The organism is Streptomyces sp. CA2R106 (genome assembly GCF_037034245.1).
Lineage (GTDB): Bacteria > Actinomycetota > Actinomycetes > Streptomycetales > Streptomycetaceae > Actinacidiphila.
This window is the reverse complement of the sequence record NZ_JBAGKC010000006.1, coordinates 333360-344172: the sequence shown is the minus strand read 5'-3', so window position 1 is coordinate 344172 and position 10813 is coordinate 333360. Positions and strand designations below refer to the sequence as shown.

The 10813-nt window shown below is 75.2% G+C and carries 10 protein-coding genes; 7 read left to right on the top strand and 3 right to left on the bottom strand.

What is annotated here, in order from left to right:
• Positions 1-213 precede the first annotated feature (213 nt).
• On the bottom strand, positions 214-837 hold the full coding sequence (locus WA788_RS12520; RefSeq protein WP_335976245.1) for an alpha-ketoglutarate-dependent dioxygenase AlkB: 624 nt from the start codon (positions 835-837) through the stop codon (positions 214-216).
• 82 nt (positions 838-919) lie between these two features.
• On the opposite strand from WA788_RS12520, the gene WA788_RS12515 reads away from it, so the two are divergent.
• Entirely contained in the window at positions 920-2467 is a 1548-nt protein-coding gene (locus WA788_RS12515) for an ATP-dependent DNA ligase (protein WP_335976243.1), read from the top strand.
• Positions 2468-2578: 111 nt separating this feature from the next.
• Positions 2579-3241, top strand: coding sequence for an endonuclease (locus WA788_RS12510; protein ID WP_335976242.1), 663 nt, complete (start codon positions 2579-2581; stop codon positions 3239-3241).
• Between the two features lie 19 nt (positions 3242-3260).
• On the opposite strand, the gene WA788_RS12505 is transcribed toward WA788_RS12510, so the two are convergent.
• Positions 3261-3650: a hypothetical protein gene (locus WA788_RS12505; protein WP_335976241.1), complete on the bottom strand. Its 390-nt coding sequence runs from the start codon at positions 3648-3650 to the stop codon at positions 3261-3263.
• Between the two features lie 162 nt (positions 3651-3812).
• On the opposite strand from WA788_RS12505, the gene WA788_RS12500 reads away from it, so the two are divergent.
• A complete protein-coding gene (locus WA788_RS12500; RefSeq protein WP_335976238.1) occupies positions 3813-4253 on the top strand; it encodes a YchJ family protein in 441 nt (146 codons plus the stop codon).
• Between the two features lie 731 nt (positions 4254-4984).
• On the opposite strand, the gene WA788_RS12495 is transcribed toward WA788_RS12500, so the two are convergent.
• Entirely contained in the window at positions 4985-6244 is a 1260-nt protein-coding gene (locus tag WA788_RS12495) for an MFS transporter (protein WP_335976288.1), read from the bottom strand.
• A 461-nt stretch (positions 6245-6705) separates the two neighbouring features.
• Here WA788_RS12495 and WA788_RS12490 point away from each other — a divergent pair, with 461 nt between their 5' ends.
• From WA788_RS12490 to WA788_RS12475, 4 genes are all read left to right on the top strand, one after another.
• Positions 6706-6888: a hypothetical protein gene (locus WA788_RS12490; RefSeq protein ID WP_335976235.1), complete on the top strand. Its 183-nt coding sequence runs from the start codon at positions 6706-6708 to the stop codon at positions 6886-6888.
• 279 nt (positions 6889-7167) lie between these two features.
• A complete protein-coding gene (locus tag WA788_RS12485; RefSeq protein WP_335976233.1) occupies positions 7168-7443 on the top strand; it encodes a DUF5133 domain-containing protein in 276 nt (91 codons plus the stop codon).
• Positions 7444-7890: 447 nt separating this feature from the next.
• On the top strand, positions 7891-8673 hold the full coding sequence (locus WA788_RS12480) for a chaplin (RefSeq protein WP_335976231.1): 783 nt from the start codon (positions 7891-7893) through the stop codon (positions 8671-8673).
• Between the two features lie 265 nt (positions 8674-8938).
• Entirely contained in the window at positions 8939-10705 is a 1767-nt protein-coding gene (locus tag WA788_RS12475; RefSeq protein WP_335976230.1) for an ABC transporter ATP-binding protein, read from the top strand.
• Positions 10706-10813: the final 108 nt, after the last annotated feature.

The window sequence follows — 10813 nt, the reverse complement described above, 5'->3', positions numbered from 1 at the left end:
CGCCGTGGCTGGTCGCGCAGTTCCCCGCGCCCCCTGGGTATGTGCGGGTATTCCGCGGATTGTGGCGCGCCTGAGGGTCTTCACGCCGACCGATCGCAGGAACCACGATCCGCGGAGGGCCCGAGCGCATTCCAGGGGCGCGGGGAACTGCGCGACCAGCCACCACGGACCGCAAGGTCCCGGAAGCCGCAGCGCACCCCACCCCGGGGGGGTTCAGCGAACCCCGGAAGGGCGGAACTGCACGCTGATGCGTCCGCCCACGACCCCGCGGGTCTTGGGCACCGCGTGGTCCCAGGTGCGCTGGCAGGACCCGCCCATGACGATGAGGTCGCCGTGCCCGAGCGGGCACCGCAGCTGCGCGGGGCCGCCACCGCGGGGACGGAGGAGGAGCGGGCGGGGCTCGCCGAGGGAGAGGATCGCGACGAGCGTGTCGTGGCGGCTGCCGCGCCCGGTGCGGTCGCCGTGCCAGGCGACACTGTCCCGCCCGTCGCGGTAGTAGCAGAGCCCGGCGGTGGCGAAGGGCTCGCCGAGTTCGTCGGCGTAGTGGGCGTCGAGGGCGTCCCGCGCCCGGTCCAGGAGGGGGTCGGGCAGCTCCTGCCCGGCACCGTAGTGCGCGAGGAGGCGGGGCACCGCCACGACGTCGTCGTACATGACACGGCGCTCGGCCCGCCAGGGCACTTCGGCGGCGAGCCGTTCGAAGAGGTCGTCGGCGCCGGTGAGCCAGCCGGGGAGGGTGTCGATCCAGGCGCCGGAGCCCAGCGGGGTCCGGCGGACGGCGGCGAGGTCCCCGAGACCGGGCTCGCCGATGCCGAACAGGGACGCCTGCTGATGGTGCATACCAGCAGCGTAACCGATATTCGTACGCACATTCGATTACAGGGGCGAGGCAGGGCGGTCCGGGGCGGCGCAGGATGGTCGCATGCTGTTCTCCGAGGTCGCCCGGGTCTCCCGGGAGGTCGCGCGGACCTCCGCGCACACCCGCAAGACGGAACTGCTCGCGGAGTTCTTCCGGGCGGCGAGCCCGCAGGACGCGCCGATCGCGATCGCCTACCTGGCCGGCCGCCTGCCGCAGGGCCGCCTCGGCATCGGCTGGGCGGCGCTGCGGGACCGGGCCGCCCCGGCGGCGGAGCCGACGCTAACGGTGCGGGCGGTGGACGCGGCGCTGACGGCCGTCGGGGAGGTGTCGGGCCAGGGCGCGCAGGCCGGGCGCCGGGCGCTGCTCCAGGACCTGTTCGGGCTGGCGACGGCGCCGGAGCAGGAGTATCTGCTCGGGCTGCTCACCGGTGAGGTGCGGCAGGGCGCGCTCGACGCGGCGGCGGTCGAGGGGCTGGCGGCGGCGACGGGCGCGGAATCGCCGCAGGTGCGGCGGGCGGTGATGCTCGCGGGTGCGCTGGAGCCGGTGGCGCAGGCGCTGCTGGACCGCGGCCCGCAGGCGCTGGCGACGTTCGCGCTGACGGTGGGGCGGCCGCTGCTGCCGATGCTGGCCGGCTCGGCGAAGGGCGTGGCGGACGCGGTGACGCGGCTGGGGCCGTGTGCGGTGGAGGAGAAGCTCGACGGGATCAGGGTCCAGGTGCACCGGGACGGCGGCCGGGTACGGGTCTTCACCCGCACCCTGGACGACGTCACGGCGCGGCTGCCGGAGGTGGTGGCGGCGGCGTCGGCGCTGCCCGCGGAGCGGTTCGTGCTCGACGGCGAGGTGCTGGCGCTGGCGGCCGACGGGCGGCCCCGCCCGTTCCAGGAGACCGCGGGCCGGGTCGGCTCGCGGGTGGACGTGGCGACGGCCGCGGCGGCCCTGCCGGTGCACCCGGTCTTCTTCGACGTGCTCTTCGTCGACGGCCGGGACCTGCTCGACCTGCCCTTCGGGGAGCGGCACGCGGCGCTGGCCGCGCTGGTGCCGGCCGCGTACCGGGTGCGGCGCCTGACCGTCGCGGACCCCGGCGACGAGGAGCAGGTGCGCGCCGCCGAGGAGTTCTTCGCCGCGACCTTGGAGCGCGGCCACGAGGGCGTCGTCGTCAAGGGCGCGGGCAGCCCGTACGCGGCGGGGCGGCGCGGCGCGACATGGCTGAAGGTCAAGCCGGTGCACACCCTGGACCTGGTGGTCCTCGCGGTGGAGTGGGGCCACGGCCGCCGGACCGGCATGCTGTCGAACCTGCACCTGGGGGCGCGGGCCGAGGACGGTTCGTTCGTGATGCTCGGCAAGACCTTCAAGGGCCTGACCGACGCGCTGCTGACCTGGCAGACCGAGCAGTTGCTGGCCCGCGCGGTCTCCGACGACGGCCACCTGGTCACGGTGCGGCCCGAGCTGGTGGTGGAGGTCGCCTACGACGGGGTGCAGACCTCCCCGCGCTACCCGGCGGGCCTGACGCTGCGCTTCGCCCGGGTGCTGCGCTACCGCCCGGACAAGACGGCGGACCAGGCGGACACCGTGGCCGCCGTCCGCGCGGTCCACGGCGGGCAGGCGGGCTGAGGTGCCGGGGCCCGGGCCCCGCCTCCCCGGTTGCGGCCGCGCCGAGCGGGTACCCGAGGGCGAGATACGACCGGAGCAACCGACCGAGCACCGGACGAGAGGTGAGCCGCCATGGCCCGCACCACCCGGCGCGACACGGCACGCGCCCTGCTTCGCACCTACGGCCGCACCTACGCCGACGAGGCGGGTATCCGCCTGACCGACACCCCGCAACCGCTCTACCGCCTGCTCGTCCTGGCGAGCCTGCTCAGCGCCCGTATCCGGGCCGGGGTCGCCGTCGCGGCGGCCAAGGAGCTGTCCGCCGCCGGGATGCGCAGCCCGCGCGCGATGGCGCGGGCCACCTGGCAGCAGCGGGTGGACGCGCTCGGCCGCGGCGGCTACCGCCGCTATGACGAGCGGACCGCCACCCAGCTGGGCGACGGCGCGGAGCTGGCGAGCGCGGAGTACGGCGGCGACCTGCGCGGCATGCGCGCCCGCGCGGACGGCGACGTCGGCGCCCTGCGCCGCGAGCTGCGGGAGTTCCCGGGGATGGGGCCCGCCGGCGCGGACATCTTCCTGCGCGAGGCGCAGGCCGTCTGGCCCGAGTACGCGCCCTATCTCGACGCCAAGGCGCTCCAGGGCGCCCGGCTGCTCGGCCTGCCGGACTCCCCCGAGCAGCTGACGCGGCTCGCCGACGGCGCCGAACCGGCGGTGCTCGCCGCGTCGCTGGTGCGCGCCTCGCTCGACAAGGACGCGGCGGCCACGGTCGCCGAGGCGGCCGCCGCCGCGCGCTGAGGGCCGCGGACGACCGGTCCTACCGGTTCTCCAGCCGCAGCTTCGCCTCCTGTTCCTGGTCACCGGCCGCGGTGCCGACGACGCGGACGGCGAACGCCTCCGCGAGGCCCTCCCGCAGCCGGTCGACGGCCAGATAGCCGCCCTGCGCGGTCAGCGTGACGGGCGCGGTGAGGCGGCCGGGGTCGGCCAGGCCGAGGGTGCGGGACACGTCGAACGTGGCCGACCACACCGTGGGGTGCTCGCCCTCGGTCTCCTCGGGTGCGTCGTCGGCGGCCCGGTCGGAGGGGAAGCTGGCCTGGAGCGCGGCGAACACGGCCGCCGCGTCCTGTCGTGCGCAGCTGTCCACGACGACCGCGACCTGCGAGGACGGGTCGACGGGCGGTTCCTGCTGGTCTTGCGCGGTACTCACGGTTGCTGTCCTTCCGGGTGGACCGGCGACGGACGGTCCGCGGACACAGCGGACCACGCCCTGCACATGTCCACTGTGTGCCGGCCAAAACCCCCTGATGGGCCGTACGGGCGCGGACCTTCCGGGTGATCCGCGCCCGGCCGCCTGCGGCACAATCGGGGCATGCCGCGACGCCCCGCCCGTACCGCCCGCCCGGCCGCGCCCCGCGCCGGCCGGGACGCCCCCGCCGCCACCGCCGCCTGCCCCTGCGGGCTGCCCGCCCGCTACGGGGAGTGCTGCGGCGCCCTGCACGCAGGTGCTCCCGCGCCCACCGCGGAGCGGCTGATGCGCTCGCGCTACGCCGCGTTCGCCGTGGGCGACACCGCGTACCTGCTGCGCACCTGGGCCGCCGCCACCCGGCCGCCGGACCTCGACCTCGACCCGGCGGTGCGCTGGACCGGCCTGGACATCCTCGGCAGCACCGGGGGCAGCGCCTTCCACACCGAGGGCACCGTCGAGTTCCGCGCCCGCTACCGGCTGGACGGGCGGGACGGCGAGCAGCGGGAGAACAGCCGCTTCGTCCGCGAGGGCGGGCGGTGGGTCTACGTGGACGCGCGCGCGTGAGTGCCGCGCCCGGGCTCGACCCGGTGGTGCGCGCGGCGGTGGCCCACCACGTGCTGGAGGTGCTGGCGCGGGCCTGCCCGGGCGGCCGGGCCGACCTGCGCGGGTCGCTCGCCACGGGCACGGCCGACCCGTACAGCGACATCGACGCGTGGTGGACGGTGCCGGACGAGCAGTTCGGCGGCTGCGTGGACCGGGCCGGCGAGGTGCTCGCCGAGGTGCGCCCGGTGCTGTCGGTACGCGGCGACCCCGACCGCGCCGGCGACCCCGGCCACCGGCTGCTCTTCGTCGCCTTCGAGGGGCTGCCGCCGTTCTGGCGGCTCGACCTGGAGATCACCGCGGCGCCGGGTGCCGCGCCCCGCGCCCCGGCCGTCCGCCACCCCTGGCGGCCCGCGGCCAGCGCCCTGGCCAACGGCGTCGCCGCGGTCAAGGCGCTGCACCGCGGCGACCCGGCCACCGCCCACGCCCTGCTCACCCGCGCCTACGCCCGCACCGGCCTCCCGGGCCGCCCCACCGGCCGCTTCCCGGCCGACCTCGCCGCCCTCGCCCGCGCGGCCCTCACTCTCGACCCGGCCCTGGACCGCGAAGCCGCGGCCCTCGCCGGTGCCAGGTCATGTCCGACCGATCCCGCCCGGTGCTCTGGGGGAGCCTCACACGCCGTGGGGCGTGGGGGAGCACCAGGCTCCGCCGTCCCCCGCCCGTCGGGCGGGACGACGCCAGTTGCCGGACACGGCCTACGCGACCGGGTCGCGGGCGTCGTAGTGGCGGAAGGAGCGCTGGAACAGGCCGATCAGGGTGATCGCGACGATGCAGGCGAGGCCGCCGCCGACCACGGCCGCGGTCGGGGTGAGCAGGTCGGACACCGAGCCCGCGAGGAAGTCGCCGAGGCGGGGCCCGCCGACCACGACGACCAGGAAGACGCCCTGGAGGCGGCCGCGCATGTCGTCGGGCGCGGCGGACTGGAGCATCGTGTTGCGGAAGACCATGGAGACGGTGTCCGCGCAGCCCGCGAGGGCGAGGAAGAACAGGCCGAGCGGCAGGCTGCGGGTCAGCCCGAAGACGGCGACGGCCGCGCCCCAGGAGCCCACGGCGACGAGCACCGCGAAGCCCTGGCGGTTCACCCGGCCGAGCCAGCCGGAGAAGACACTGCCGACCAGCGCCCCGACCGCGGGCGCGGCGGCCAGCAGCCCGACGGTGCGGGTGTCGCCGCCGAACCACAGGCCCGCGACGGCGGGGAACAGCACCCGGGGCTGCGCGAGCACCATGGCGGCGAGGTCGGAGATGAAGGTCGTCCGCAGGTTGGGGCGCGCACCGAGGTAGCGCAGCCCTTCGACGACGGACGGCCGGCGCCGTGCCGCGGCCGGGTCGGCGCCGGGCTCCCCGGGGAGCATCGCGGGCAGCCGCCACATCGCGTACAGGGAGGCGGTGAAGGCGGCGACGTCGATCAGGTAGGCGGCCTGGTAGCCCCAGAAGCCGACGAAGACGCCGCCGAGCATCGGCCCGGCCATCTGCCCGACGCCGCTGGACAGGGAGGCGAGCGCGTTGGCCGCGGGCAGCCGCTCGGGCGGCAGCAGGCGGGGGATCATGGACGAGCGGGCGGGCGAGTTCATCGCGAAGCACACCGCCTGGAGGGCGACGATCGTGTAGAGCGGCCACACCCGGTGGACGTGGAGAATCGCGACCACGGCGAGCGCCGCCGACAGCACGGTGGCGCCGCTGGCGGTGACGAGGCCCAGCCGGCGCCGGTCGACCGCGTCGGCGACGGCGCCGCCGTAGAGGCCGAAGACGATCAGCGGCACCAGGGAGCACAGGCCGACCAGGCCGACGTAGAAGCTGGAGCCGGTGATCGCGTACACCTGGAGCGCCACGGCCATGGCGGTCATCTGCTGGCCTATGTAGGACACGGCGTTGCCGAACCACAGGCGCCGGAAGTCGGGGTGCTCGCGCAGCGGGGAGACGTCGGCGAGCAGCCGGGAGCGGCGCTGGGCGGGTATCGCGGCGGGTGCCGTACCGGCCGCCGCGGTGCCGGGCGCGGTCTCGGGGCCGCTGCCGGGCGCGGTGTCGGGGCCGGTCGGCTCGGCGGTGGCGCGGTCGTCTTCTTCGCTGTTGAGCACGCGAAACCGTAGCAACCTGGGCCGGACGGGGGACCGGCGGGTCCGCCGGGTGGGCGCACGGGTGACGCGTCCACCCGGGTGGCGGATGCGGATCGAAACCGGGTGGTGGCGGAGCGTACGGCGGCATAGGCTGAACGGGACGAGCAGGCTGTCGGGGAAGTACCTGGCCCCGCGGCCCGTCCCGGAATCCGTCGCCGACTCGGCTGCACTTCCGGCACCGGCATCAGGCGCCACCGCGTCCGCACCGCCCGACAGAGAAGGACTTCCCCCCGGGCGCCATGACGCGACGCGGTTCGGCCGCGTCCGGCGCTACCGGACCACGCGACGCTAAGGAGTGCGCGGTGTCAGCAGACAGGTTCACCCGCAACGACGGTGAGGACAGCAAGCCCGAGCGCGACCGGGACGGCACGTCCCTGCTGGAGGAGGAGCGCCCGCTGGACGTCTGGTCCAGGTGCGCGCCGATCCGGCTCGCCGGATACGAGGACGACCCCAGCGAGACGCACATCCTGCGCAGCATCGACTGACGCGGACCCGTGAGCGGCGCCCGCCGCCCGGACGACCTCCGGGGGCGGGCCCCTGCCGTCAGGGCGGCAACCGGCGGGCCGGCAGCGGCTGTCGGCGGCTTCCGGCCTCACGCACATCGCAACTCCCGGCCGACCCACGGGTGTCCGAAGCAGGCCGTTCTGTGACGCGTCTCATGCGCGAATCGACGTAAATTCGGCGTGAATTTCGCATGCGGCGGTCAGGATCGGGCAAACGGCCCTCGTGTGTGGCGTTTTCATCGACCCCCGAGGAGCGAACTCATGCTGATGGCCCACCCGACCGTCCTGCGCAACCTGGTGGAGCGTTACGAGACGCTCCGTGCCGTCGTCGACGAGGGCCGCGCGGACGGGTCGGACCGTGCGGAGGGCGTGGACCCCCTGGTACGGCAGCAGTTGCAGGACACCACGTACACGTTGTGCGTCTCGACCGGCACCCGGGAGATCGGGGCCGCGCTCGCAGCCGCGCGCCGCCACATCGACACGATCGCGGTCGATCCGTTCGACCCGACCCCGGCGCAGGACGCCAGCGCGGCCTGACCTCCCCTTCAACACCGCAGCACCGAACGAAGTCTGACGCACCGACCGGACGACGGAGTACCGGACGGCGACCCCGCGGGTGCGGGTCGCGCACGTCCACGCGACCCGCCGCCCGCGTACACCTCACCGGTACGGACCCCGGCAACGGGAGTCCCGACGACCGGTCCCACCCGCGAGCCGCCACCGGCGCCGACCGGCCCGCGGGCGCCGCTCCCCCTTTCCCCCCGAGGTCATGGAACATCCATGCCCTTTTCCCTGGGCCGCCGTTGACCTGGCGTTTCGCGGCCGCCGCAGGCCATCCGCCCATACCGGCAGGCGGCAGGGGGTGCCAGTGGGGGATCACTCGTTGGAATGAAAAGGCGGGTGGATGCGACTCGATCGGGCGTGTGCGGGCGTTGTCCCCGGTGCGGGCATAGCGCTCGCTATGTTCCGGAAGGCAGTGAGGGTATGAACAAGGTCGCCCGAAAGGGACTGGTCACGGCGATGGTCGCGGGCGGTGTGCTCGCCTCCGCCGGGGCCGCGCAGGCGGACGCCGGGGCCGGGGCGCAGGCGGCGGGCTCGCCGGGGGTGCTGTCCGGGAACTCGGTGCAGGTGCCGGTGCACGTGCCGGTCAACGCGTGCGGGAACACCGTCGACGTGGTCGGGCTGCTCAACCCGACCTTCGGCAACACCTGCGCCAACACCTCGTCCGGCTCGTCGACGGCGGCGGTCCCGGCGGCCCCCGCGTCGAATGCCTCCACCGACGGTCGGCCCGCCAAGCACGCCGGGAAGCCGGCCGACGAGTCCGGCACCGCCGCCTCCCACTCCACCGGGGGCGCCCACGCGGCCTCCCACGCCACCGGCTCCCCCGGTGTGCTGTCCGGCAACTCCCTCCAACTGCCGGTCGACGTCCCGGTCAACATCTCGGGCAACTCGGTCAACGTGGTGGGCATCGGCAACCCCGCCTTCGGCAACACCGCGGTCAACAGCAGCACTCCGCCCCGCACCGCCACTCCCCCGCCGCCGGCCCACCAGCCGAACCCCGCGCCGCCGAACGACCGGGCGGACATGGCCGACACCGCCGACTCCTCGGCCCTGCCCTCCCTCGCCCACACCGGCGCCGACGGCCTGGGCTGGACCGCCGGCGCCAGCGCCGCGCTGCTGCTCGGCGGCGCGCTGCTCTACCGCAAGGCGCGCCCGGCCTCCCGCACCGCCGCGAGCGCGGGCCCCGTCGGCGCCGGCCCGCGCTGACCCGCCGTCCCCGGCCGGCGGCACCCCTCCTCGGGCCGCCGGCCGGGGCCCCACCACCAGCCACCGCGCCCCGGTCGATCGGTTTCCGCGCCCCCGCGGCCAGGGACGACACCGCACGGCCGGTGGCAGCTCGGCTCCTCACCCCTAAGGTGTACGCGCGCACATCCCGCACGCCCGCTTCAGCGCCGAAGCCCGCCCGTGCCGTGCCGCTCCCGTACCGCACCCTGCCGTATCACCGCGAAGCCGTGATCCGAGGAGCCCCGCAATGGCGTTGCCGCAAGGCACGCTCAGCCACCGCTACCGTGGCGAGCACCCCCTCCGTACCCTCCTCTACCTCTTCCACCCCGACCGGCGCCGCGTCGGCGTCGCCGTCGCCGCGTTCCTCGCCAAGCACGCGCCCGTGTGGCTGCTGCCGCTCATCACCGCCAACGTCGTGGACGTGGTGGTGAAGCACGAGCCGATCTCCGTCCTGTGGTGGAACTCGGCGGTGCTGCTGGTGATCCTCGTGCTCAACCCGCCGTTCAACCTCGCCTATGTGCACCTGATGCAGGGCTCGGTCCGGCGCACCGGCACCCGGCTGCGCAGCGCGCTGTGCCACCGGATGCAGCAGCTGTCGATCGGCTACCACTCCCGGGTCAGCGCGGGTGTGCTCCAGACCAAGGTGGTCCGGGACGTCGAGACCATCGAGACCGCCGCCCAGCAGACCGCGGACAACGGACTGGCGGCGATCGCCACCCTGTCCGGCGGGCTGGTGGTCATCGGCATCCAGGCACCCGTGTTCCTGCCGGTCTACCTGGTCGTGGTGCCCGCCTCCGCCGCGCTCGTGGTCAGGCTGCGCCGCCGGATCAAGGACCGCAACGAACTCTTCCGGCAGCAGGTCGAGCAACTCTCCTCACGGGTCAGCGAGATGACCACGCTCATCCCGATCACCCGGGCGCACGGCCTGGAGGACACCGCCCTGCACCGGATGGACCGCACCCTGGGCGAGGTGCTGCACGCCGGGCTGCGGCTGGACCGGCTCAACGGCTGGTTCGGCTCGCTCGCCTGGATTCTGCTCAACACCATCGGCGTCGCCTGCCTGGCCGGCTCCGCGCTGGTCGCGTACTACGGCTGGTTCAGCGTCACCCCCGGCACCGTGGTGATGCTCTCCGCGTACTTCTCCAGCCTCACCGGGTCGGTGACCACGCTGCTGACGCTCGCCCCGCAGATCGGCAAGGGCCTGGAGTCGGTGCGTTCGATCGGCGAGGTGCTCCAGGCGCCCGACCTGGAGCAGAACGACGGCAAGGCCGAAGTCGCCGGCGTCCTGGGTCGGTTCGAGTTCCGCGACGTGACCCTCACCTACCCCGACAGCGACCGGCCCTCGCTGGACGGCTTCGACCTGGAGGTGCGCCCCGGCGAGACGATCGCGCTGGTCGGCGGCTCGGGCGCGGGGAAGTCCACGGTGCTGAACCTGGTGATCGGCTTCCTGCGGCCGACCGGCGGCCGCATCCTGCTGGACGGTGTCGACATGGAGGCCCTCGACCTGCGCGACTACCGCAGCTTCCTGTCGGTGGTGCCGCAGGAGTCGATCCTCTTCGAGGGCAGCGTCCGGGACAACGTCACCTACGGCATGGCCGACGTGCCCGACGAGCGGGTCCGGGCGGCGCTGCGGGACGCCAACGCGACGGAGTTCATCGACCGGATGCCGCAGGGCCTGGACACCGTCGTCGGCGAGCGCGGCGCCCGGCTGTCCGGCGGGCAGAAGCAGCGCCTCGCCATCGCCCGGGCGCTGATCCGCGACCCACGGGTGCTGGTGCTCGACGAGGCGACGTCCGCGCTCGACTCCCGCTCGGAGGCCCTGGTGCAGCAGGCGCTCGGCCGGCTGGTCAAGGGCCGTACGGTCTTCGTCGTCGCGCACCGGCTGTCCACGATCAGGAACGCCGACCGGATCGTGGTGATGGACGAGGGCCGGATCGTGGAGATCGGCTCGCACGCCGAACTGCTGCGCCGCGGCGGCGCGTACGCCGGGCTCCAGGCGGCGCAGCTGGCGTAGGCGGGGCCGTGCGCGGCCGGCGGAGGGGCAGCCCGGCGCAGGGCCGCCCCGAGCACCGGGGGCGGCCCGGGACATCCGCGCCCGGGCCGCCCCGCCCTGCGACCTGCC